Below are 23,959 nucleotides of genomic sequence, written 5' to 3'. Positions count from 1 at the left end.
ACCTATCGTTTATCGTACAACGCCACCGGCTTACCCTCTGGCACTTACTTTTATCGCCTCCAAACCGGAGAACAATCGCAAACGCGAAAGATGATCCTCATGAAATAAGGGCGTATGCCATACGCCCCTACTCACGTAGGACAGACACTCTTGTCTGTCCACTTTTTATAGCCCGTTGGACAAGAATGTCCAACGTACGGTGAGTACTGGCAGTCGCGATATCCCCTATTCATGTACTATCAACGCTAATCGGATCGCGCTCCACGACGATCAATTAGTACCGGAATAATCCTTCTTGATGACGCTCATCGCTGTAGCGATCATCCCGGCAATATTCGATAAATCACTGGGAATAATCATCGTATTGTTCGTCTTCGCCAATCGACCGAATTGCTCTAAATAATTCTCCGCTACCCGTAATTGCAAGGCATGCAAACCGCCCGGTTCCGAAGTTGCTTTGGCAACTTTCTTGATCCCTTCGGCAGTCGCTTCCGCTACAGCGAGAATCGCATTCGCTTCGCCTTCCGCTTCATTGATTTGCCGCTGCTTCTCCGCTTCCGACGCCTTGATCACTGTTTGTTTTTCACCTTCGGCATTGTTGATCGCGGCATCGCGCTGTCCTTCCGATTGCAAAATGGTTGCCCGCTTTTCCCGTTCGGCACGCATCTGTTTTTCCATGGCGGCGAGAATATCGCTGGGCGGCGTGATATTCTTAATTTCATAGCGCAATACTTTGATGCCCCATGGTTCAGACGCTTTATCCAATTCAGTAACTACGGCGAGATTGATTTGACCGCGCTCCTCAAAGGTTTTATCGAGATCGATTTTACCAATCTCGCTACGCAAGGTCGTTTGTGCCAATTGCGTAATCGCAAACAGATAATTCGTCACACCATAGGAAGCCCGCTCAGGATCCATCACTTTCAAATACAACACACCATCCACTTCGACTTGCACATTGTCTTTGGTGATACAAATCTGCGGCTTGATATCTAACGCCAACTCTTTCAGATTGTGCTGATACCGCACTTGATCGAGAAATGGGAGCAGGGTGTGGAAGCCCGCCGTAAGCGTCGAGTGATACTTCCCGAGCCGCTCAACGACGTATGCATTTTGTTGCGGAACCACTACCGCAATTTTAGCGATAATGATAACCACTAAAACTACAATAACGCCTAACATGATTAGGGTACCGGTCATGGATTACTCCTTCCCCGTAGAATTTGATTCAAGTTCCACTTCGAGCATCAAACCGGCGACTTTGCGAATGATGCAACGATTGTTGGTATTGATTGCAATTGCGCCGATGTTCTTTGCATTCCAGGAGGTACCGCGAAATTCAACTTGACCATATCCATTCGGCGGCAATTCGGATTTCGCAAATGCCGTTTCACTGATAATGTGTTCAATTGCTTCGTTTGATTTCTTGGTTTCAAACAATGGCAACAAGCGTCTGCGAAACACCAGCAGTAAAACGACCGACAAGCTGAGGAACATGAGGAGTTGTAACGTCGTGTTGAGCGGAAGTCCCAACACTAATAGAATCCCGATCAGGATTGCGCCAATCCCGAAGAAGAATACATAGAACCCGCCCGGTGTAAGTACCTCAACGCCAAGCAAGACTGCGCCGGCAATAATCCAGATCCACCAATTCATAGTTTCTCCCGGATTGTAGTTCAAAAATTATTCCTCGAATACACCCTGCCGGATGTACTCGAGGAAACTACAATGATGGTGTTACTTCAATAACACCACTTTCTTTATCGCATGATTCTTACCCGCTTCTACTTTCAAGAAGTAGGAACCGGTCGCCAGTTGTGCTGCATCGATGTGTGCCGTGTGGAAGCCCGCCGCCATATCTCCATAAAGATTAGAGTAGACTTCTTGCCCATTCACATTGTATAAGGCGATTCGGACATTCGTCGCATTATGCAATGCATACCGAATCGAAAGCTGCGAATTGAATGGATTCGGATACACTGCCGTAAGAGCAAACTCCGTAGGAATCGTTGTTGGTTCAATCACGTCCGAACTAGTCACCTCTAACGATACCGGAACGCTTACGGCAACGATATTTCCTTCAAACCTCCAGACACCGTTTTTAACAGTACCCGCGCTTAATAAGCGAGCGTCGAACAACGCGTTTAGATTCGTCGTTTGACCTGCCGGCAACGAGAACGTACTCACCGATGGCCGTGCCCATCTTACATCGTAATCGCAACCAATTGAATTATTCGAGGGAATTTGCACATTGTTATAGAATGTGTAAAATGCCGAGCGGTCTTCACTCTGGATGCCAATGGTAGTTGTGAAATCGGTGGTGGTGACGGTACCATAATTGAACTGCATGTTGCCATCTTCATACAATGCGACTTGTGCATAGATATGGGTCGCTGTACTGATCCATCGTCTTGCATTCACAAAAGAAATCACGACGCGATGATTTTCGGTATCGTTTAAGATAGTGGTGCGTCCAGTATCCGCGGCAACCACTAAATCGTCCCAGAAAAGAGCGATCATCGTTTGGAAATTAGCTGACGGCAACGCAGCGTTTCGCCAATCGACTTGAGCCGTTTGATTGAAGGTGATCCAGCCATTCGAGCACATCCAGAACTGGGTGTAGGTTCGACCGAAAAACGGAAATGCAAAGGGGAGTGTGTAGGGTCCGGTGGTAACATCGTTCCCCATCGCTCCGGTAACGCTGCCGGTGGTATCGATCCACTCCGCCGGTGGACCGTTCGGATCGCCGGTCTCCGCGATTTGATAACCACCAGTTCCGGTCGTCGATACGATGCTGCCAATGAAGTCAAACGTTCCGGTATTTGATACCGACATCGGAACAACCAGCGTATCTCCGGTGGGAACTGTAGTCGAAACAGGATTCGGTGTGATTGTTATCGAAGTCGGCACTGCAAGGGTGATATTCGATAAAAGTAATTCGCTGTTATCAGGATTGCCGACTGATGTGATACGAAGGCGGGCTGCGGTAGACGCTGGGCCAGAAATCTGCCATACTGTACTGCCGGTATTTTGAATCGCGCTTGCAATCGTTTCCCATGTTCCTTCCGGGTAGTTGCGGTTTAACTCAACATTGACTGTTGCATCGAATGCCGCTTGATTCCAGCGAATTGTGTCGGTGTTTCCGACGTAGAGTACTTCGCCACCAACCGGATGAATAAAACTGGTGAGATTACGATAACCGGTCTGAAGGATCTCTTTGGTAGTAGTGTTCTGGACGAATGCGATTAACCCGCAGTTATCGAGCGTATATGGCTGCGTACCGGTTGTGCGGAACGGAAACGCTACTTCGAAAGTCAAAGTGTCTGTTATGATGCCCGAGTGGGTAAACCCTATCCCTGTCGGTGTCGGAGCCATATCGACCATCGGATAGTGGAAATCGACTTCGCCATTGGGAGCTGCTGTAAGCCAGTGTTCAAAGTTCTCCACGAGATAAAACCGGATAACATGATTTGCCGCAATCGCTTGGTTGGCAACCGCTTTGACAGAGAGTCGTACCGAGTCTGTCACACTGGGTGTCAACTTCAACCAAATCGGTGACTCGACGAGCAACCGAGCATTTAATGCCGCTGTCACCGTCGCTTGCGAACCGCGATACAGGAAGGTGTCGCCGTCGATGGTGTGGCAGGGAACGGCATTGACGCCGTAGTATGTCCAACGGGCTTGGTTGTCGGCAGGATTGGCAACATACCATGGGTCAGTTGAGCCTGGCCAATTGGTATGAATGAAAACCGGCGATACCGCTGTTGTCCCTAATCCAGTGAGCAGCGGATTCAACCAGACATGCGATGAGGCGCACGGGCCGCAGGATGTATTTGTAAACTCTTCGAACAAAACGGTGCGCGGGTAGCCATAACACAACGCAGTGAGGAAGAGGACGCCGAGTAAAATCAAAGCGAAACGTTTCATTGGTGCAGTACCTCCGGGTTCGGTCAGTTAAAGAAGGATGGAATGAAAGGGAAAATCACTAAACCTAATTTTACAGCGAGGAACAGCAGGAAGCAAGAATATTCCCGTAAAATGAAAACTCATTGACTCTATGGAGCGGTCCGGGAACCACACTTTTCTCCATTCCCATGGTGGAAGTTCAGGTAACTGAAAGTAAAATCGGCCACTGTTCTCTAAAGGGGGATTATTGCTATATTACAAGTCTATGGAAACCGATATTTTCTTTGGGATAGCAATATGTCATTACCGGAACGAATCAAAACGATTTTAGCGACCGACTGCGGATCGACCACCACCAAAGCGATTCTAATCGAATTGGTGAAGAATCCTGAAACCGGCGAAGAAGAGTACCGCCAGACCATACGCGGGGAAGCGCCGACTACGGTGGAAGCGCCGTTCGAGGATGTAACGAGGGGCGTTCTGAATTCTGTGATGGAGATCGAGGAACTCCGGAATCGCAAGTTTATCGAGCAGGATAAGAACGGCGAAGATAAAATTCTGCGTCCATCGACCGAAAAGGAAGGTTGCGATATCTACATTTCGACTTCCTCAGCGGGTGGCGGTTTGCAGATGATGGTTGCAGGTGTCGTAAAGCAGATGAGCGCGGAATCGGCAGCCCGTGCAGCATACAGCGCCGGTGCAATCGTGATGGACACCCTTGCGTCCAACGATGGACGGTTGCCCCACCAGAAAATCGAGCGGATACGCAAACTTCGTCCCGATATGCTCCTGATGTCGGGTGGTACCGACGATGCCAAGTTGAAGCATGTCGTCGAAATGGCAGAGTTGATTCGTGCGGCGCGTCCGAAAGCGCGTTTGGGACACGGTTACAATCTTCCCGTGATTTATGCCGGCAGTAAGCTCATGGTTCCCGAAATCCAGCACACCTTGGGTGATATCGTATCGCTAAAAATTGTCGACAACCTGCGCCCTGTGTTGGAGCGGGAGAATACCCGTCCTGCCCGCGACGCCGTCCACGAGCTGTTCATGGAACACGTGATGCAGCAAGCGCCCGGTTATTCAAAGCTAATGACATGGACCGATGCGCCGATTATGCCGACTCCCGGCGCGGTCGGCGACATCATGCAGCTCATCTCGAAGCAGCATACGATTAATGTTGTCGGCGTCGATATTGGCGGCGCGACTACCGATATTTTCTCGGTGTTCCGAGTCGAAAATCCTGAAGAGAAAACGGGGTACCAGTGGGTCTTCAATCGCACAGTGTCGGCAAACTTGGGGATGAGTTATTCGATATCGAATGTCCTTGCCGAAGCTGGTCTCGATAACATTATGCGATGGGTGCCGTTCGAGTTACCGGAAATCGAATTGCGCAACCGCATCGCCAACAAGATGATTCGTCCGACGACAATTCCGCAAACGCGCGAAGAACTGCAAGTGGAGCAGGCGATTGCTCGTGAAGCATTGCGACTCGCATTCGTCCAGCATAAAGCATTCGCGGTATCGCTGAAAGGTGTGCAACAAGAGCGTACGATTTCCGATACGTTCGCGCAATCCGCTTCCGGCGAGTCGCTCGTAAAGATGTTGGAACTCGATCTCATCGTCGGTTCGGGTGGTGTGTTGTCCCATGCGCCGCGGCGTTCGCAATCGATGCACATGGCAATCGATAGCTTCCTGCCCGAAGGCGTTACCAAGATGGGCGTCGACTCGATTTTCATGATGCCGCATCTTGGCGTTCTCGCGTCGGTGCCCCATCCCGATGCCAAACGCGCCGCGGTGGAAGTATTCGAGAAGGATTGTATGGTCTGGCTCGGCACCTGTATTGCACCGGTTGGCAATACGAAGGATGGCAAGGATTGCGTCACTGTAAAAGGCACTACTTCGAAAGGTCGAACTATCGACATTACGCAACCGTTCGGCGAGATGAAACTCTATCCGCTCGAATTAGGAGAATCTGCCAAAGTAACGGTGATGCCGGTTCGCGGCTTCGATGTTGGCGCTGGCAACGGTAAAACGATGGAAACGGAACTTACGGGCGGCGTTGTAGGATTAGTCGTCGATACCCGCGGGCGTCCGTTCCAATTTGAGAAAACCACTACCGAACGACTCGCGAAACTCAAAAAGTGGGCATTCGACGATTAATGATTGGGTGACGGGCAATTGTTAATAGGTGATGGGTGTAGGGGCGGCTGGCAGCCGCCCTATTGTTGTTTACACTACCGTTAAATTCGTTATCCACAATTCAATTATCTTTACTCGTAATATTCTGTGCACTATCTTGCAGAAAGAAGGGTGATGTTTTTTTATTTGTTATGACTGGTAACGCCTGTTTAGAATGAGGCTCCGATGTTCCGCGCTACATTCCGATTCCTCTCGATAGCTTGTACAGCAACACTCCTCAGCACTTTGTGTGCGCTTTCTGCGCTTGCGCAATTCAACTTTGTTCCCACGAATGGTCCATACTCAGCGATTGTAAACGATGTTAAAGTCTTGTCGTCAAGATCTCAACTGATGGCGATAACAACTGCCGGAGTCTTCTTCTCATCCGATTCGGGGTATCACTGGGTTACTCGCCTCGAGCAGGAAGGTTGGAATTTAGCCTACGATAACAACCATGAAATCATCTACGCGACAATTCTTGAGCGAATTCACTACTCAACTGATTTAGGGGTAAGTTGGACACGCATTGACTCCACTCGCGGGCTTCCAGAGGACAATTACTACATAGTATACTACTCACAATTATCAAACCGAGTGATTGCGTTCGGTACGATGGGTAGCGTTTACTATTCTACCAACGCCGGTACAAATTGGTTCGGTAGTAACTCACTTTATAATGCAGAGTACTGCAATTTTGTTATTTCAGTGCAAGACAGTCTTATTATTGCAACTTCTGGGGGATTATTTTTTTCTACGAATGGAGGAGTGAGTTGGAATCCGCTTGGCAATAGTCTATTAGGCATTCCGTTAGTTTCGATACTACGTACTAGAGCGGGAACATTAATCGCGGGCAGCGAAAATGGTCGAATATATCGGTCGACCAACCATGGGACAACCTGGAGTATTCAAGGATTCTTTCCGAATTGCCCTCTGCGCGCCTCTTCGCTGACTTCTTCGGAAACGCTACTTATGGGTTCTGGTGGGAGCTTTCCAGTGTACTTGCAAAGCCAAAACGATGGAGTGAATTGGACTACTCTTCCTATACCATCGCCGGTAATGCCTTGTTACAATATCATCTACGACAGTCTTACCCACTACTCATATTTCTGTAACGCCGATGGAATCTTTCGCCTGAATACAATTAATAACTCTTGGACTAATCTTACAAATGGACTTCGTGGAAGTGCCATGATTAGTATTGGAGTGACTAAACGAGGATCCTTATTAACTGGTACTTGGTTTGGAATTTTCCGCTCCTCTGATGAAGGACAAAGTTGGAGCATGGAAGATACGCTGAGTGCATGGGTATGGGGATTTTCGTCAATCGATTCTAATCTCATTTTTGCTTCGGTGTATTCTGGATATGCAAACCGCGACGGTTTGTATCGTTCTCTCGATGATGGGCAACATTGGACAAGAATTGCATTTACCGGAGCCTTACCATGTATAGTCGTCCAACATCCGGTGACTCGTGCACTATATACAACTGATCAAACGACAATGTACCGTTCAACAAACAGCGGAACTACATGGGAGTTTGTTTCGCAAGTATTCGGTGATTTAGCAATCAATCCTGTCACTGGAACAATATTTCGGTTAACTGGATTAGGGTATTTTCGCTCGTTTGATTTAGGCAGAACATGGCAACCATTACATCAAAATTCGAGTATGGAAAGTTTGAATCATGTTTTTACGAGTTCTCAAGGCAGATTGTTTATTCAAACTTTCGAAGGAATCGAATATACTTTCGATGACGGGAATACTTGGCAATATTCTCAATTACCCGTAGGCAGTTCCTATATTGATGGAATGTGTGAAGACGATAATCATAATCTGTATTGTTTATCCGGTCTCGAGAATCAAAGAGTTTTACGTTCAACCGACCAAGGCACCTCTTGGTCGGTATTTATTGACGAAACTCCTGCCGATGCCTACCAATTGGCAATCAACTCCCGATTCGTGCTGTTCTCCAGTACTGTCAGACATGGAGTATATCGTAGTAACACACCATTGACAATGTTACAGCGGGAACATTTACTTCCACAGTTAACAACAAATTGCTATCCCAACCCTTTCAACTCCACTACCACGCTTCACTATTCATTACCCAAACCGAGTGATGTTACGATTTCGGTAACCGATATTTTAGGACGGCAAGTGAAAGAAGTGTTGTTGCCATTACAACCGACTGGCGAAAGGAAGTGGGTGTTCGATGGTAGCAATCTCTCTTCCGGAAACTATTACTATCAAGTCAGTACATCTACTAGTATTGCAACTGGAAAAATTACTCTCGTGAAATAGCGTTGCTTGTGTGTAGTATTATTTTACAGTCGTAAGGTGTAATGCTTTGCGACTGCTTTCGTATAGTTTGTATATCCATTAGGAGCGTTTACTAATGAAAATCATCTTATACGGAGCAACCGGTATGGTCGGGCAAGGGGTGTTGCGCGAGTGTTTGCAGGATCCCGAGGTCGAGCAAATCCTCCTCTTATCCCGGAGATCAACCAACAATTCCCATCCCAAAGTTCGCGAACTTCTTGTTTCCGATTTCATGGAGTATGCTACTATCGAATCGGACTTGGTTGGATATGACGCTTGCTTCTTTTGTCTCGGAGTTTCGTCGGTTGGGATGTCGGAACAAGAGTATTATCGCATAACATTCGATCTGACAATGGCGGCAGCGCAGACTTTAATCAAATTGAATCCGAACATGACTTTCGTCTACCTTTCCGGAACGGGTGCCGATAGTTCGGAAACCGGAAAAGTAATGTGGGCGCGGGTAAAAGGAAAAGTTGAAAATGCGCTTTTCCGGTTGCCATTTAAAGGAGTTTATGTGATTCGACCCGGATACATCCAACCACTGCACGGCATCAAATCACGCACTTCGCTATACAATTGGCTGTACTTCGTTGGGAAACCGCTTTATCCGCTATTAAAAAACATCTTCCCAACCGCTGTCACCACTACGGAAAACATCGGATTGGCATTATTGCAAGTTGCAAAACAGGGAACACCAAAGAAAATCCTTGAAAATCGAGACATCAATCAGCTCAGTCAAATGATTCAGCGGTGAAATCGAAAAGAGATGGGGCAATCGATCGACTGCCCCATTGCATCGTTGTATCCTGCTTTCACTTACTTCAGCAGTTGCATCTTCTCGACCATGATTGTGTTATTCAACTCGATGGCATAGAAGTACACTCCGTTTGAGAGTGACTTGCCAGAATCCGCTAACCCGTCCCAAATCACTTGATACTCACCCTGTCCATTCAGTGTCAGATGAAGGACGCGAACCACCTGCCCCAGCGTATTGTAAATGCGAATTGCCAGCGTACCCCGGTAATCGACATTTACATGCAACCGAATGGTTGTCGTCGCATTGAAGGGATTGGGATAATTTCCGATCAATCGAAATGTTGCCGGAGATAACGCTGATTCGCGCGAACCCGGTTCATCAACCTCGGTACCGCCGCCACCACCACCACCTGAGAAACTGGTGAATGGACTAATCACACCATAAGCGAGACTAATTTGAATAATCTGCGCCCGTAACGCTTGCGCTTCTGGTGAATTCGCATTGAGCGAGTAGTATCGAACGAGCAGCCACTCGATTTTCTGTTTTGCCCAAATCTTCGTAAGGAAATGATACCTGATGTTATTGGAATCGATGAGTGCAACGTTGTAAGTATAGCTTACTGGACGACCAAATGCGTTGCCGCTTAATGTGATTTGAACCGGTGCCGCTTCCTGATAGCGTCCCACCACGATCATCTGTTTCCCCTTGTACAAATTGGGAAGGGTGGCGGGATACACTTCCGAGATCACGGGCGGCACAAATGCTATTTGGCTGTTCAGGAGCACCGGATTGCGAATTGTCAGATAGAAACTGGTAATCCGTGAATAGAGTTCATCGTTCCCCAAGAATTCAGCGATACCGGAGTTATGCGAGGAGAGCAATGTCAATAGCTGTTGATTGGCATCCGAGCCGATTCCAAAACAGAACAAATTAATCCGGGTCTCGGTTGCGGCGATTAATCCATCCACATGACTCACTAATGCGGGTGTGCTGGTGATTCCTTCGGTTGCTTGTCCATCGGTAAAGAATATGATAATGTTCGCGGTGCTGTCGCTGGCAGCTGCAAACTGCGGCACGGCGATACTAAATGCCCCGGAGATGTTCGTCATACTGCGGGCTGTCAGGGTATTGATATATGCAAGGGCGGCGTCGCGATTTTCCGTTGTGTAAGGTACGTGACCCGGTCGGAAACTCGTAATAATGCCATCGAAGTCGATGATGTTGAAACGATCTCCTTCATTCAAGTTTTGTACGATAAACGTCGCCGCATTTCTCGCTTGAATGATTTTCGTACCCGACATACTACCCGACCGATCAACGATGAGGGTAAATACTTTCGCAATGGTATTTAACGTCGTATCGGGAGCCGGCTCGGCAATAAAAGTCAGAAATCCCCTACCAAGCGAGTCCGGTAAGATTTCTTGCGGAAACAGATTGCTGTAGGCGTACAACCCCAATTGCTGTGCGTTGAGCGAATACTGTAGAGAAATGTTCGCGTTGACAGACATCTCACTGAACGTAATTCGTACAAGCGCACTATCGCCGTAGTTGGCAATCTGAGTTATCGGGTGTGAGCTTAATACTCGGATACTATCGATTGTTCTTGGCGAAGACAATCGAAACTCAAATCGCTGGGTACCTAAGAAAACTGGTTGGATAAGATGGTAGTCGCTGGGATAGACGTACGACACATTCCCAAAGGAATACGGGAGTAAATCGACGTATGTCAATTCGACAATCAACAGAGAGTCGGTCAGTACCATTTGCGGAATGGAAAAGAAGAGCGGTGATTGCCCCAAATACGCAAGTAAATTTGTATTGGCATTCCCGCCCGGTAGCGTAGTATCCTGCTGTACACCGGCGATGGCGGCGGTATGCCATTCACCATTGATGTGCCAGCGTAACTGAATCGCACTGGCTTGATCCGGTAATGGAAATCCATATTTCACTAAGGTTGGATTCCCATGATTAACAAAGCTTTGTGTCGTGGTAGTGATTGCGATTTGGCTTTCCGTGACAACTTGTACGGTCGTCGAATCCAACGGAAGATATACGCCGGTTCTGGCGTTGACGATTGCCACGCCGTTCGCAAAAGCAGTTGAAAGGGAAATTACGATAAGGACGAGAAGAGTGGAGAAGAATCGCATTGCAGCCTCCATGGTTAGAAATCACGTTTACAGTGCAAGGAATAGGTGCTACAACCGAAAACTACGGAAAGTTTCTCGAATTATCAATGAAAAAACATCATTTGATTAAATATGCGATAACTATAGCTTTTATGTAAGGTTACCGATTATTCCCGTATTACGTTTGTTAAAGAAAGGGCTGAAAATGACAATCACTGATCTGATGAAGGAACTCGAATCGTTAGGAACCGAGCAAAACCGGAAGATTTATCAACGACATGGTGCGGGATCTATTCTATTCGGAGTCAGTTTTGCTAACATCGACAAACTTGCCAAGCGAATAAAATGCGACCAATCGTTAGCCGAACAACTCTGGCAAACCGGGAACGCTGATGCCCAAACCCTTGCCACCCGCATTGCCGACCCGGCTGCCTTTACTGAAATGATGCTGGAACAGTGGCTTGCTGTCTGTAAGTACCACGGTTTGGTCGATCAGTTTGTGTCGAACATAGTAGCGAAAACACCATTCGCAGAAAAATTGCAACTTGATTGGTACACCTCGGAGGATGAATGGAAAGGACGGGCTGGCTGGTTACTGGTCGGACTCAACGCGATGGAGGGCGCTTCACAACCGAACGAGTATTATCTTGAAGTACTTGCTGAAATTGAGCGAACCATCCACCAAGAACCGAATCGGAAACGGGAAGCGATGTACAACACGTTACTTGGCATCGGAATTCGTAGTGAAGATTTATCGCAAGCGGCAATAGCTACCGCTAAACGAATCGGCAAAGTTGCAATCGACCACGGCGACACGAGTTGTAAAACCCCCGATGCCGTAGCATACATCCAAAAGGCGAGGGAGCATTACGCTGCAAAGGGAGTACCGAAAAAGCGTTCCGTCTGTTAGGTTACACGCGTACATTGCAAGCCGAGGAGAGAAAACACTATTTTCGGGAAAACATACAGGAAGTATCAATTGCATTAATGGTATCAGTTTCCGGGGTTCGCGGTATTGTTGGCGTCGACTTGACCCCCCCGGTCGTCGTTTCGTGGATTTCCGGTTTTGCCGCATCGCTGCCGAAAGGGGCGACCGTTGTATTGGGAACCGATCCCCGTCCAACCCGCGAGCCGCTCCGACAACTCATATTCGGAACGCTTACACTTGCCGGATGTAAAGTTTTCGATTTAGGCATTGCGTCAACGCCTACTGTCGCCATCGCGGTTGAGGAATTACAAGCTGCCGGTGGTATCGCATTGACCGCTTCGCATAATCCTGCGCAGTGGAACGCCCTGAAGTTTTTCCGGAACGATGGTCGTTTCCTTTTGGAGGAAGAGGGCAAAGAGCTACGCCGGAAAGTGGAAGCGGGTGAACAGCGGTGGGTGGCATGGAATGAGATCGGATCGGTAAATACCCCTTCTTTTGACATGGTGCAGCGCCATATCGAGCGGGTGCTAACGCAAACCCCCGGGGTCGATGTCGATGCGATCCGTCGAGCTAAGCTGACCGTTGCCTGTGATGGCGGCGGCGGGGTTGCTGGAGCATGTATCCCACAATTGCTCGACACGCTCGGGGTGGTCTTGTCCTCGGGTTCATTGGGAATGAAAGCGGATGGCGATTTCTACCGCAAATTAGAACCGACTCCCGATGTACTGGGTCCCTTAGGGGAAGAAGTGTTACGGAGTAGATCATGTATCGGATTTGCGTTCGATCCCGACGGCGACCGCCTTGCTTGTGTCAGTAACGATGGGACGCCGGTAGGAGAAGAAACTACCGTAACCTTAACAGTCGATCAAGTATTGCGATATCAACCAGGACCGGTCGTTGTTAACATTTCAACGACGATTGCAGTCGACGATATCGCAAAACGTTACAATGTTCCCGTCTATCGCACGAAAGTCGGAGAAGCGAACGTCGCGGATAAGATGCTGGCAGTGAAAGCAAGCTGTGGCGGCGAAGGAAATGGCGGCGTTATGATTCCTGCCTGCCATCCCGGTCGCGATAGTTTAGTCGGTATTGCATTATTGTTGACTGCAATAGCAACTCGCGGCTCGCTTGATCAACTACTCAAAGATGTTCCCCGCTACACGATTGTGAAGAAAGCGACCGAAGTCGATCCTGAATTATTGGTGAAACATGGCGGCGTTCCCGGTATGTTGAACAAGTTGGCGGAAGAACGTCCGTATGAGAATTGGGATCGTACTGATGGTTTGAAACTCACAACAGCAGACGGATGGGTACAAATTCGCGGCAGTAATACCGAACCGATTTTTCGGATCTTCGCCGAATCGTCTAATACTGAAATCGCCGAACAGATGGTAAACGATATGATGCATCGGTTTGGTAGGTTACTTTAGAGAGAGTGTATCGTCGCAGTCATCAATTACGCGAAACGATGTTCGGCGACAAGCAGGTGTTTGGAATATTGTTATTTTCGATCTATCAGGAGATTTTGATATGGCAGAAATGATTATGACCACCACGAATACGATTGAAGGGCACTCGGTCACCCGCTACTACGGTATCGTTACCGGTGAAGCGATTATGGGAGCCAATATCGTTCGCGACATCTTCGCATCGATTACCGATATCGTCGGCGGTCGCAGCGGAGCTTACGAAACGAAGCTACAAGAAGCACGCGACATCGCAATCAACGAAATGCGGGATCGTGCTTTGCGGATGGGTGCCAATGCCATCATCGGCATCGATCTCGACTATGAAGTCGTTCGCGAAGGAATGTTAATGGTAAGTGCCTCGGGGACTGCAGTAACGATTCTGTAAACCAAATATGTCAACTATTTCTCTTGGGTATGAGCAGCTTTCGAGGATATTGCTACATCTTCTGCGTCGTATTGCGGCGCGAGTTATTGATTTATTCGTTGTAGGATTGCTGGGATGGGGAGCATTGGAATTTCTCCCCATCGAGCTGTTAGGAAACAACGGTTGGATCGCTGGACTGTTGCTGATTGGACTGTATGAGTACTTAAGCTATGGGCCGGTAGGCAGAGGAGCAACGTTCGGAAAGTGGCTGTTGCAACTGCGAGTTGTTTCGCATGAAGGCAACCAGTTGGATACGATTCATACCATTAAACGAGCGCTATCGTTTGCAATCCCCATGTCGGCAACAGCGATGGGTGAAGCTGCGATGGGGTATCTGCCGGTGCGCTGGGGGCAAGCCAGTTACACGGCGGCGATTGTTGTCCTTTTAACTGCCGGTTTTATCTCGATCATTCAGATTCTGATGAATTCACAACGGCGTTCCTATTTTGATCTACTTAGTGGATCGATTTGCATCGGAAAACGCGAACTCGATTTACTTGGTCTACCGCGGGTAGGAATCGAACTCTATCCCGCGAGTACATACGTGAGCGATCCAAACCGGAAAGACGTTGCTCGTGCTGGGGAAGTATTAGTTCGCAGCACGTGGTGGGTTCTTCCGTTGCTCGTGTTCTTAGTGGCGGCTGTAAAAATCGATCCGATTGTAGGACCGAAAGGTGATGTACAATCCTATTTACGAATGGCGGCAACGGTCGAACGTCTGCCGGTTACCGGAGTTGTTGTGTACCGCGCCAACGATATCCCGTTCCGGTTCGATGATGAATATCCGCCCGGTTCAATTGTTGTTCGAGCGCGTCCCTACGCAGTAACCAAAGCAACAGCGAATGAGCTGTTGCGTCCCATTTCGTTTGCACTTTGGCAGCTTGCAGTTCCCGCGATGCCGCCAAACACTGCGCCGCAGTTAGTGAATGTAACACTAATCACCGGAGGAACATTGGGATTTACATCCACGACAGAGTCGTACCAACAAACGTTTACCCCGAAATTGGTGAACGATTCCACCGCAACCCCCACTACGAGCGAACCATAATGAACCAACTGTTATCGAACCAGGCATTTTGCGAATTAGCGAGCATGCTCTCTAATTCTACCGAATGGAGTTTAGAGAAGAATCACGGCGAACGGGAAATCGCAATAACGAATCTTGTCGCGCGGATCGATCATACCTTGCTAAAACCGGAAGCAATGCAAACCGATATCCGTAAATTGTGTGAAGAAGCGATCCGTTTACCGTTCGCTACGGTCTGTGTACATTCCTTTTGGGCGCCGTATGTAGAAAATATTTTGCGTGGAACCGAGCGTACGATCTGTTGTGTGGTAGGATTTCCTACCGGTATACATCCAGCCGATGTGAAGGCACAGGAAGCGATTTGGGCGGTACAGAACGGTGCGCGTGAAATCGATATGGTGTGGAACATCGGAGCAGTGAAAAGCGGCGACTGGAAATCGGTGGAAATTGACGTCCGCTCAGTTGTACATGCTGTTGCACCGTTGCCGGTCAAGGTGATTCTCGAAACCGCGTTGATGACGCCGGTCGAAATTCGTCAAGGTTGTGAGATTTGCGGTGAAGCTGGTGCGGCCTTCGTGAAAACCTCGACGGGATTTCACGCCTGCGGTGGTGCAACAATCGAGGCTGTTCGCTTGATGCGGGAATGTGCTGGCGATGCAATGGGGGTGAAAGCATCTGGTGGCATCCGCGATATCCCCACTGCGCTTGCCATGATTGCTGCCGGAGCGAATCGAATCGGGACTTCTTCCGGCGTCGCAATCGCGTCCTTTTTGAGTGAATCGCACTAACAATCTGATCGAATCGGACAACGACTATGATAACTTTTCTACACGCAACAAGATGGTATCGATCCGGTGGTATCCGTGATTTCGATTGCCAGATCGAGCGTGGAGAATTGGTCGTGTTTGAGGGCCCGGTCGGCTCAGGAAAAACCACTCTCATTCGATTATTGACTGGTATCGAAAAACCGGACTCCGGTCGCATAGTTGTTAATAGTGTAAACTTACACGAATTAGGGGCGCGACAGTTATCGGAGTATCGCCGTCAAATTGGCATTGTCTCCTCCACTGCGGCGCTACTTCCCGACCGGAATTTATTGGAGAACGTTGCTCTCCCGCTATACATCCAAAATCAACTATCGGGGAAAGCGGTTAAGCTTCGGGCATTGGATGCGCTTACGATTGTTGGACTTACCGGGCGAGCAGGTGAACGTCCCGCGACCTTATCGACCGGCGAAAAAGCCCGAGTCGAATTGGCGCGTGCATTGGCGAATGAACCTTCCCTGTTGTTATTGGATGACCCATTAGCCCACATGGATACCGTTTCCCAACAGACATTCCTGCAAGCGATTGGCGATGAGCGTGAAAACGGTGCAACAATCATCGTAACGGCAGTAAACGCCGAACCATTTCAATCGCTGCTCCCACGGCGAATCCGATTATGTGAAGGACGAATTGTAAGCGATACCCAATTTGTTCCTGAACCAGCTCGGTGGGTACTACGACCATGAATCGAGTATCCGAAAGCTACTTCACTTGGCGGCGGCATAAAATCCGTTTTGTGCTGTTTTGGCTCGCGATGTTGGTGTCGTGTACTTCTGTTGTTGCTTCAATATATCTCTCACAATTGAGCTCAGTAGCCAAAAATAATCTACTCCGCCAATTTGAACTCGAAGTATATTTAGAACAAGGAATCGGAGGGGCAACCCGCGATAGCGTTTTAGCAGTATTGAAACGGAGTGCGCCTGCTGGAACGGCTTTTCAATACGTTTCTTCGTTAGATGCCCAAGAAAAATTTGCGCAGGAATTCGGTTCTGAGTTGCTGGATTTGTTAGGTGATAATCCGTTGCCTGCATCATTCATCGTCACTTTTCCCGCTCCATTCGCGCAGCCGTTCCGAATTCGGGAAGTGCAGAAATTGGCGAATCAATTGGATGGCGTTGATGAAGCGGTGTTCGAGGGAGAGATTGCGAGCCGGATTGAACGGTTATTCTTCGATGCTCACAAGTATGTCATCACCGGTGGTTCGATTATTGCTCTGTTAGGAATTTTGTTTGCCTTTATTGCATTACGCTCGGCTGTTGTCGATTCTGCGGGTATTGCAATTGTGATGGATTTGTTGGGGGCTCGCCTTTCGTATTTTCGCTCACCGTATCTTCTTCTAAGTGCTCTGCTCGGATTACTTGCAGGAGCGGTTTCGTTATTGGCATGGTTGACGATGGATCGCATTTTTGCAAGGCTTGAGACGACCTTCACTGTCGAGTTTCTAATATTGCTATATGGGTTGTTACCGGTTGCAATGATTGTTGGTTGGTTAGTCGGAATTGCTTCCACCCGAGCGATAAAACACGTAATGCGAAAGAGATAAATCTCTGTCCACAAAGTAAAATCGGGGTGTATTGCTACACCCCGATTCTCATTTCCATCGATTCAATTTCGACATTCGATTACTGTTTCGTTCCACTCGTTACCGCAATGCTTCGGTGGTGGATTCTTCCTTGTACTTACGGCTGAAGCGATCGAGGAAGGTGTACATTACCGGTACTAATACGAGGGTTAGCAACAGCGACGAAATCAACCCGCCGATAATCACGATACCCATTCCAGAACGCATATCGGCGCCTTCACCTAAGGCAAATGCCAACGGTATCATACCCACCACCATTGTCGACGTCGTCATCAGAATCGGACGTAGTCGCAATGGGCCGGCTGTTAGTAATGCTTCCCGCATCTTCATCCCTTGGGACCGTAGCTGGTTTGTGAAGTCGACGAGTAGAATTCCGTTTTTCGCCACCAATCCCATCAGAATCAGAATACCGATCATGGTAAACATAGCCAGCGACTTCCCGGAGATTGCCAAGGCAAAGAGTGCTCCGATCAACGCCATTGGCAGGGAGAACATAACCGTGAAGGGATGAATATAGCTTTCGTACAACGCAACCAGAATCATATACACAAAGAGAATTGACAACATGATTGCCATCATCATATCGGTCATCATGGTGTTCATGTTTTCCACATCGCCGAATGCGTAGAATGATACACCTTTCGGGGGAGTGAATTTCGCCATTTCCTTGTCGAAAGCTCCTTGCACTTCGCTCAACGTCCGGCCAGCAACGTTGGCGTTGATTGTCACCAACCGTTCACGATCCTTGCGTTGAATTGAGGATGGCCCGCTGGTACGGTCGATTCGTGATACTTCGGAAAGTTTCACCATTTGTCCGATGTGATTACGAATCTCCAATTGTCCAAGCAACGCTGGATTGTTCCGGTAGTGTGGTGCGTACATTGAGCGAATATCGATTTCGATTTCGCCGGTACGGAACCGTGATACTATTTCGCCATTGACGGCAGCACGGAGAGCGACCGCCACTTCACCGGGAGTAAGGTAACTGGCAGCAACTTTCTCCCGGTCAACAATCACCTGCAACTCAGGTGCACCAAGATCATAGGACGATTGAACGTCGCGAGCGCCGGGTATGGTGCGGAGGAGTGCTTGAGCATGGGCAACGGCTACTTGTACCGAATCCAAGTCTTGCCCACGAATTTCGTATTGAATTGGTGAGGAATTGGCAGTACCAAAAATACCGATATCGTTTATTGCAACATCCATCCCTGGAAGTTGGGATATGTAACGAGCAATCTCATTCTGAATTTCCGTTGTTGAACGTTGCCGAACTCTGCGATCTACCAAGCGTACTTGCATCCCGCAAAGCCGGGGATCGTTCGTTAACCCAAATTCACGTTCCTGCTGACCGATGGTTACCATGAGTTGTTCGACATCGGGTATCGTTTGAATGTAGTTCTCGATTTGAGCAATGACCTTGTCGTTTTCTTCCAACGGCGTTCCAAGCGGCATTTTCGTAAAGACGGCAAACTCACCACGGTCTGTCGCAGCGAAGAAATCGAATCCGATATAGCCTAATGGCACCAATGCGATAGAGAGTGCAAACAAACCCGTAACCAATAGCACAATCCGGAACCGGTGATCAAGTGACCAGCGTAAGATGTTGCGATATCTGTTTTCCAGATTATGGAACCATTTCTCGAATCGTCGGGCAAATCCACGCATCCACTTCTCGCCTTCGATGTTCGCTTCGCTATTCAAGCGACTCGCTAGCCACGGCGTTACAGTGAAGGAAACGAGTAGCGACATTAAAACAGCAGAGACAAATACCAGTGAGAATTCCCGGAAAATGTTTCCGACCAAGCCTTCCAAAAATGCAACCGGCAGGAACACGACCACGTCGACCATCGTAATCGAAACAGCAGCCAATCCAATTTCGTTTCGACCTTTGATTGCGGCAGTTACCGGGTCGGCGCCTTTTTTCAGCCAGCGATGGATGTTTTCCAGTACGACGATGGAGTCATCCACCAGTACACCGATTACCATTCCCAACGACATCATCGTCATTAGGTTTATCGAAAACCCAAACACTGACATTGTTATAAATGTGGTTACCAACGAAAGAGGAATTGCTACCAACACGATTAACGAGTTGCGTAAGGAGTGAAGGAAGATCAATAACACCAATGCTACTACGATAAGTGCTTCCAAAACGTTTCGCTTAACTTCATTGACAGCATTCTTCGTGAAGATTGTGATGTCCTGAGCGATCTCGAACTTTATCGTACCGGCGTATTCCTTCTCCAGTTTTTTTAACTCCTGTCGCACCCGCTCAGCCGTCTGTACACTGTTTGCCTGCGATTGTTTCACGATTTGGATACCGAGCGCTTTTCCCGAATTTACCCGGGTGAGTGTTCGATCGGACTTAATCGTGTCGGAAACTGCTGCGATGTCGCGCAAGAATATCGCACCACCGCTTGCAAGTGGAATGCGGGTTCGCTCGATCTCATCGAGCGTAACAAATTTTCCCGAGTAGCGAACAATAAAATCTTGTGAAGTGCTGGTGATTTTTCCCGCTGGTACGTCAAGATTCTCTGCATTCAGAACTTTGTTTATATCACTGAGTGATAAACCGTGGGTGCGGAGGCGATCCGGATCGACGGCAATTTGGATTTCACGCTCTTCGGTTCCCGATAGTTGGATCTGTCCAACGCCATCGATTTGCTCCAGTCGTGGTTTCACTTTTTGATCAACCAGTGTAAAGAGTTCGGATCCTGGCAGATTACTGCTCACTGCCAAGCGAATCACCGGGATTGCGCCGAGGTCGGATTTATACAATTGTGGTTCTTTTGCATCGTCCGGTAACTGCGCTCGTACGGTGTTTATCACCCGCTGTGTTTCCTGAAGAACCGCATCCGCATTTGCTGACATATCGAATTCAAGCAACACCACCGATACGTTTTCCCGACTGAAGGAACGGACATGCTTTAACTTGTTCAACGAGATTACCGCGTCCTCGAGTGGCTTTGTAATCATCGTCTCGACTTCTTTTGGTCCTGCGCCGGGCCAAGTCGTTACGACAGTTACCCACGGCCAGTCCATCGACGGCAACAAGTCGACCGGTAACTTTTGATAGGAAATCAAACCGAATACGGCAACAGCAAGAAAGAACATCACCAACGCTGCCGGGCGTTTAATAGAGAGTTCCGTTAACGTCATTAGATACCTCTAAGAAGGATAGGTATTGGTGTAGGAACGAATATCAATTCAGTGCCATGTATCCAATTACCAAAATCAATTTTACTCAAGCGTTACAGCGATTGGTGAACCGTGCGATAAATTTTGGTTTCCAGTCGTGAGGACGGTATCGCCAGTTTTCAATCCCTCGACGGCGAAGAGATCACCATTGCTGCCATAGGATTTTACAATCGCTTTTTCGGCGACTTTCCCTTTGGCTAAATAGACAATTTGGCGTCCGACATCGGGGAGAATCGCAGCTCGAGGAAGTAAAATCGCATCGGGAATCGTCGCCGCTGAAACGATTGCCCGGGCAAACATACCGGAACGAAGTTTTGCATTTCCGGGAATGCGGATTTCAACCGGGAATGTGCGTGAACCGGTCATTGCTCGCGAACCTACCGCAGTCACGCGACCTTCAACGGAATCGTTAATGGCATCGATCAGCACCTGAGCGGTAGCCCCATTCGTCACGTACTTCACCATGTTTTCGGCGACTTGGATCGTAAGTTTTAGCGTACTGACGTCGACCATTTGCACAACGGGAACGCCGCGCTCAACCATCTGTCCGACTTCTGTCATTTTCATCGCGATGGTCCCGCTGAACGGTGCGCGAACAGTGGCGTCCTGATAGGTTTTCAACGCCATCCGGTATGCGACTTCAGCACCTTTGACGCCAAGTCTGGCATTTTCGATTTCGGAATCGGAGATACTTTTTTGAGCATACAACCGCTCTAACCGGTCGTTGTCGAGTTTTGCTTTATCGAAAGCGATCTTAGCTCGTTCTGATTCGAGCCGATACAATTCATCGTCGAGTCGAAGAATCGGATCACCTTGTTTGACAAAGCTGCCAACTTCCACTTTAATCTCTACCACGCGACCACCGGTTTCAGCAGCAACCAACGACTCTTTGTTTCCCGCTAACACACCAGTTTCATCAATCATGCGGATGAACGACTCGGGTTTTGTAACGAGACCTTTTACTGCAATAATGCCGGTGTACGGGTCGCTCAATGAATCACTTTTGGCTTGTCGGATCATTTTACCAGCGACGATTGCGATTAATGCCAAGACTACCATTGAATAGAGCAAAATTCGAATCTTTTTCATTTGAGAATCCTTTACTTCACTTCGCTAACGTTCGATAGGGTTTATCGCCCAATGCCATCCGCGTCTCCGCTGCCGCTACCAGCCGATCGAAGCGCGCTTGTGCCAAAGATACTTTTGCGACCAACTCGTCAAGTTGCGCAGCATCCATTTCAAGTGGAGTCAGTTGACCTTGTGCGAGTTTGGTCTGTGCGATTGTCCGTGCCTGTTCAGCTTGCTGAACGGCAATCGTCGCACCCGCTTCGGTTTCAACCGCTGCTTGATAATTCCGGAGTGCCGATTCATACTGCAGGCGTGCGCCGCGTTCCGCCTGTCGGAGCTGCAACTCCATTTTTTTCCAATCGGCTTTGTGCTGTTGAGCGACACCGGAGTTTTTACCACTCGTCCATAACGGAATCTGTATGGCGATACCACCAGCAACCGAGGAAGCGTTGTTGGTTGGTTTCAAGTGCCAGTAGTCATCCGACCATTGCCAACTATAGGAAACCTGAGCTCCAATGACCGGCCAATGCATATTGTTGTATATGTTGTAGACGTTGCGGCTCATGGTGGTTAAATCGCGTAACGCCTCAAGATCGTCGCGCTTCAGCACATTTTGCATCGATGCATTTTCCGGAATGGATATGCCGTACTCGGCAAGATTCCCATCGATTGACATTGCTGTATCCATCGGGACACCGAGAAACTCGAACAACGACAATTCCGATAGCCGTAACGCATTTTGTGCTTGTTGTAGCTGCGGTTTTTGGTTGCTGACTTGCACCTCAGCGCGCAACACATCGTAGTCGCTCAACATGCCGACATCGCGCAGTCGCTTTACTTTCTGCAAAGCACTATCGCTCACCGCCAATCCATTCTGCCGGACAGCAACAACATCACGCAGCAGCAACACCGACCAGTAGCGTTTCATCACTTCCAACTCGATTAAACGCTCGGTGTTGGCAGATTGATGATCGTTGGCCCGTCGTGCGGCATACGCCGCTTTCAAACCTGAACCGACTCTGCCAAAGGTGTAAATCGGTTGGTTCAGCGTTGCATTGCCGGTAGCGCTGTTTGCTTGTTGCATCTTGAATTGCTGGGTTTCGCCGCCCATGTTAACAAACATTACATTTTGTTTCCACGAGCGTTGATAGGCAACGCTCCCGTCTAATTGCGGCAACGCATTCGACCACGCTTCCTTTATCTGACCGTTTACTTTTTGCCGATCGATTTTTGGTTCTTGTTGTTTCAAGGAACGGTTCTTGCCAATTGCAATCGCTTCTTCCAGTGTCAGGGCGTATGCCATTCCAGGAACAAGGAATAACATTGACAACAAGAAGAGTAATTGAAACTTCTTCATCAGTTTTTCTCCGGTATCAGTGCACTGACTCCCGCGCGAGTAAGTGCGTCATATAAAAGTTTGGTCGTTGTCTCGAGGATTTCGACCATTTCAAGATTTGGATCCAATTCTTTGCGCATGGTTAGTCCGTCGTACATCGCCGAGATCGCCTGCGCAAGATGGAGAGTATGTACGGGACGAAATGCGCCATCTTCAATTGCCTTGTTGAGCAGACCTTTAGAAACGTCATCCCAGTCTTTGTAGTACTTGCGAATCCGGTCGCTGATTTCTGGATATCGTCGGCCCAGTGCGATCAGTTGTCCAAAAAGTTTGTTGCACTCTTTGGTGGAAAGTCGGCGCTCGATAAGTGGTCGATGAACCTTGTACAAAGCAGCCGGGCCAAAATCGTTTTGCGCGGCGATTTGAACCAACTCATTCTGGCTGTTGCGAATGTTGCGGTCGGTTAATGCAAACAAAATTTCCAGCTTGCTCTTAAAGTACCAATAGATGGCTCCCTTCGAGAGTCCAGCACTTCGGGCGATTTCATCGACGGATGTGTTTTCATAACCCTGTTCGACAAACAAAGACATGGCGGCGTCCAAAATTTGTTCGCGGCGAACGTCCTGTGATTGATGTTCTGTCATGGTTTCTCCAAAACCGACTGGTCGGTATTGCATTAGTTGCATCAATTCCCCGTAAGGTTGCATGGGGGTGTCTTTAATCTCAACAATGAGTCAGAAGGTACATACTGACCGGTCAGTTAATAATAAGTAATGCGAGTTCGTTTTACAAATATTGTTATAAATATCGTATATAT

Annotated in this window: 19 protein-coding genes; 11 read left to right on the top strand and 8 right to left on the bottom strand. The window is 48.4% G+C overall.

Annotation, left to right across the window (positions count from 1 at the left end; genetic code table 11):
* The coding region (locus tag OEM52_05820) for a T9SS type A sorting domain-containing protein (GenBank protein MDK9699644.1) at positions 1–108 on the top strand (108 nt) is incomplete at its 5' end.
* Between the two features lie 162 nt (positions 109–270).
* Here OEM52_05820 and OEM52_05815 read toward each other — a convergent pair.
* The 3 genes from OEM52_05815 to OEM52_05805 all read right to left on the bottom strand — a co-directional run bounded on the left by OEM52_05815 (position 271) and on the right by OEM52_05805 (position 3,927).
* Entirely contained in the window at positions 271–1,200 is a 930-nt protein-coding gene (locus OEM52_05815; protein ID MDK9699643.1) for a paraslipin, read from the bottom strand.
* 3 nt (positions 1,201–1,203) lie between these two features.
* Positions 1,204–1,656: an NfeD family protein gene (locus OEM52_05810; GenBank protein MDK9699642.1), complete on the bottom strand. Its 453-nt coding sequence runs from the start codon at positions 1,654–1,656 to the stop codon at positions 1,204–1,206.
* 81 nt (positions 1,657–1,737) lie between these two features.
* Complete coding sequence (locus OEM52_05805; GenBank protein ID MDK9699641.1) at positions 1,738–3,927, bottom strand: T9SS type A sorting domain-containing protein; 2,190 nt, start codon at positions 3,925–3,927, stop codon at positions 1,738–1,740.
* Positions 3,928–4,203: 276 nt separating this feature from the next.
* Between OEM52_05805 and OEM52_05800 the strand changes: the two genes are divergently transcribed.
* The 3 genes from OEM52_05800 (at position 4,204) to OEM52_05790 (ending at position 9,157) form a co-directional block, all read left to right on the top strand.
* Entirely contained in the window at positions 4,204–6,066 is a 1,863-nt protein-coding gene (locus tag OEM52_05800) for a glutamate mutase L (protein ID MDK9699640.1), read from the top strand.
* A gap of 204 nt (positions 6,067–6,270) precedes the next feature.
* The gene (locus OEM52_05795) at positions 6,271–8,385 is read left to right on the top strand and encodes a YCF48-related protein (GenBank protein ID MDK9699639.1); all 2,115 of its coding nucleotides are present in this window, start codon (positions 6,271–6,273) and stop codon (positions 8,383–8,385) included.
* A gap of 94 nt (positions 8,386–8,479) precedes the next feature.
* Complete coding sequence (locus OEM52_05790) at positions 8,480–9,157, top strand: epimerase (protein ID MDK9699638.1); 678 nt, start codon at positions 8,480–8,482, stop codon at positions 9,155–9,157.
* A gap of 62 nt (positions 9,158–9,219) precedes the next feature.
* Here OEM52_05790 and OEM52_05785 read toward each other — a convergent pair whose 3' ends face one another.
* Positions 9,220–11,307 carry a VWA domain-containing protein gene (locus OEM52_05785; protein MDK9699637.1) on the bottom strand — a complete coding sequence of 696 codons (2,088 nt, stop codon included), beginning with the start codon at positions 11,305–11,307 and terminating at the stop codon, positions 9,220–9,222.
* A 184-nt stretch (positions 11,308–11,491) separates the two neighbouring features.
* On the opposite strand from OEM52_05785, the gene OEM52_05780 reads away from it, so the two are divergent.
* The 7 genes from OEM52_05780 to OEM52_05750 all read left to right on the top strand — a co-directional run bounded on the left by OEM52_05780 (position 11,492) and on the right by OEM52_05750 (position 17,501).
* Positions 11,492–12,196: a DNA alkylation repair protein gene (locus OEM52_05780; protein ID MDK9699636.1), complete on the top strand. Its 705-nt coding sequence runs from the start codon at positions 11,492–11,494 to the stop codon at positions 12,194–12,196.
* A 77-nt stretch (positions 12,197–12,273) separates the two neighbouring features.
* On the top strand, positions 12,274–13,644 hold the full coding sequence (locus OEM52_05775) for a phosphoglucosamine mutase (protein MDK9699635.1): 1,371 nt from the start codon (positions 12,274–12,276) through the stop codon (positions 13,642–13,644).
* 109 nt (positions 13,645–13,753) lie between these two features.
* Positions 13,754–14,068: a YbjQ family protein gene (locus tag OEM52_05770; protein ID MDK9699634.1), complete on the top strand. Its 315-nt coding sequence runs from the start codon at positions 13,754–13,756 to the stop codon at positions 14,066–14,068.
* Between the two features lie 7 nt (positions 14,069–14,075).
* Positions 14,076–15,155, top strand: coding sequence for an RDD family protein (locus OEM52_05765; GenBank protein ID MDK9699633.1), 1,080 nt, complete (start codon positions 14,076–14,078; stop codon positions 15,153–15,155).
* Positions 15,156–15,259: 104 nt separating this feature from the next.
* Positions 15,260–15,922: a deoxyribose-phosphate aldolase gene (gene deoC / locus OEM52_05760; GenBank protein ID MDK9699632.1), complete on the top strand. Its 663-nt coding sequence runs from the start codon at positions 15,260–15,262 to the stop codon at positions 15,920–15,922.
* Between the two features lie 26 nt (positions 15,923–15,948).
* On the top strand, positions 15,949–16,644 hold the full coding sequence (locus OEM52_05755) for an ATP-binding cassette domain-containing protein (protein MDK9699631.1): 696 nt from the start codon (positions 15,949–15,951) through the stop codon (positions 16,642–16,644).
* Positions 16,641–17,501: a permease-like cell division protein FtsX gene (locus OEM52_05750; protein ID MDK9699630.1), complete on the top strand. Its 861-nt coding sequence runs from the start codon at positions 16,641–16,643 to the stop codon at positions 17,499–17,501. Before OEM52_05755 ends, OEM52_05750 begins: the two co-directional genes overlap by 4 nt.
* A gap of 99 nt (positions 17,502–17,600) precedes the next feature.
* Here OEM52_05750 and OEM52_05745 read toward each other — a convergent pair whose 3' ends face one another.
* The 4 genes from OEM52_05745 to OEM52_05730 all read right to left on the bottom strand — a co-directional run bounded on the left by OEM52_05745 (position 17,601) and on the right by OEM52_05730 (position 23,786).
* Positions 17,601–20,699 (bottom strand): efflux RND transporter permease subunit, encoded by a 3,099-nt coding sequence (locus OEM52_05745; protein MDK9699629.1) that lies wholly within the window; start codon positions 20,697–20,699, stop codon positions 17,601–17,603.
* An 81-nt stretch (positions 20,700–20,780) separates the two neighbouring features.
* Positions 20,781–21,827: an efflux RND transporter periplasmic adaptor subunit gene (locus OEM52_05740; protein ID MDK9699628.1), complete on the bottom strand. Its 1,047-nt coding sequence runs from the start codon at positions 21,825–21,827 to the stop codon at positions 20,781–20,783.
* Between the two features lie 16 nt (positions 21,828–21,843).
* Entirely contained in the window at positions 21,844–23,163 is a 1,320-nt protein-coding gene (locus tag OEM52_05735; protein MDK9699627.1) for a TolC family protein, read from the bottom strand.
* A complete protein-coding gene (locus OEM52_05730) occupies positions 23,163–23,786 on the bottom strand; it encodes a TetR/AcrR family transcriptional regulator (protein MDK9699626.1) in 624 nt (207 codons plus the stop codon). Before OEM52_05730 ends, OEM52_05735 begins: the two co-directional genes overlap by 1 nt.
* Positions 23,787–23,959: the final 173 nt, after the last annotated feature.

This window comes from bacterium, assembly GCA_030247525.1.
GTDB lineage: Bacteria > Electryoneota > JAOADG01 > JAOADG01 > JAOADG01 > JAOTSC01.
This window is presented reverse-complemented; position numbering and strand designations above follow the sequence as displayed.

What these genes read in the sequence shown, in the direction of transcription:
- OEM52_05790 (MDK9699638.1), top strand. Translation starts at nt 8,480, where the DNA reads ATGAAAATCATCTTATACGGAGCAACCGGTATGGTCGGGCAAGGGGTG.
- OEM52_05795 (MDK9699639.1), top strand. Translation starts at nt 6,271, where the DNA reads ATGTTCCGCGCTACATTCCGATTCCTCTCGATAGCTTGTACAGCAACA.
- OEM52_05730 (MDK9699626.1), bottom strand. Translation starts at nt 23,786, where the DNA reads ATGACAGAACATCAATCACAGGACGTTCGCCGCGAACAAATTTTGGAC.
- OEM52_05755 (MDK9699631.1), top strand. Translation starts at nt 15,949, where the DNA reads ATGATAACTTTTCTACACGCAACAAGATGGTATCGATCCGGTGGTATC.
- OEM52_05810 (MDK9699642.1), bottom strand. Translation starts at nt 1,656, where the DNA reads ATGAATTGGTGGATCTGGATTATTGCCGGCGCAGTCTTGCTTGGCGTT.
- OEM52_05800 (MDK9699640.1), top strand. Translation starts at nt 4,204, where the DNA reads ATGTCATTACCGGAACGAATCAAAACGATTTTAGCGACCGACTGCGGA.
- OEM52_05780 (MDK9699636.1), top strand. Translation starts at nt 11,492, where the DNA reads ATGACAATCACTGATCTGATGAAGGAACTCGAATCGTTAGGAACCGAG.
- OEM52_05735 (MDK9699627.1), bottom strand. Translation starts at nt 23,163, where the DNA reads ATGAAGAAGTTTCAATTACTCTTCTTGTTGTCAATGTTATTCCTTGTT.
- OEM52_05770 (MDK9699634.1), top strand. Translation starts at nt 13,754, where the DNA reads ATGATTATGACCACCACGAATACGATTGAAGGGCACTCGGTCACCCGC.
- OEM52_05750 (MDK9699630.1), top strand. Translation starts at nt 16,641, where the DNA reads ATGAATCGAGTATCCGAAAGCTACTTCACTTGGCGGCGGCATAAAATC.
- OEM52_05815 (MDK9699643.1), bottom strand. Translation starts at nt 1,200, where the DNA reads ATGACCGGTACCCTAATCATGTTAGGCGTTATTGTAGTTTTAGTGGTT.
- OEM52_05765 (MDK9699633.1), top strand. Translation starts at nt 14,076, where the DNA reads ATGTCAACTATTTCTCTTGGGTATGAGCAGCTTTCGAGGATATTGCTA.
- OEM52_05785 (MDK9699637.1), bottom strand. Translation starts at nt 11,307, where the DNA reads ATGCGATTCTTCTCCACTCTTCTCGTCCTTATCGTAATTTCCCTTTCA.
- OEM52_05740 (MDK9699628.1), bottom strand. Translation starts at nt 21,827, where the DNA reads ATGAAAAAGATTCGAATTTTGCTCTATTCAATGGTAGTCTTGGCATTA.
- OEM52_05745 (MDK9699629.1), bottom strand. Translation starts at nt 20,699, where the DNA reads ATGACGTTAACGGAACTCTCTATTAAACGCCCGGCAGCGTTGGTGATG.
- OEM52_05805 (MDK9699641.1), bottom strand. Translation starts at nt 3,927, where the DNA reads ATGAAACGTTTCGCTTTGATTTTACTCGGCGTCCTCTTCCTCACTGCG.
- OEM52_05775 (MDK9699635.1), top strand. Translation starts at nt 12,274, where the DNA reads ATGGTATCAGTTTCCGGGGTTCGCGGTATTGTTGGCGTCGACTTGACC.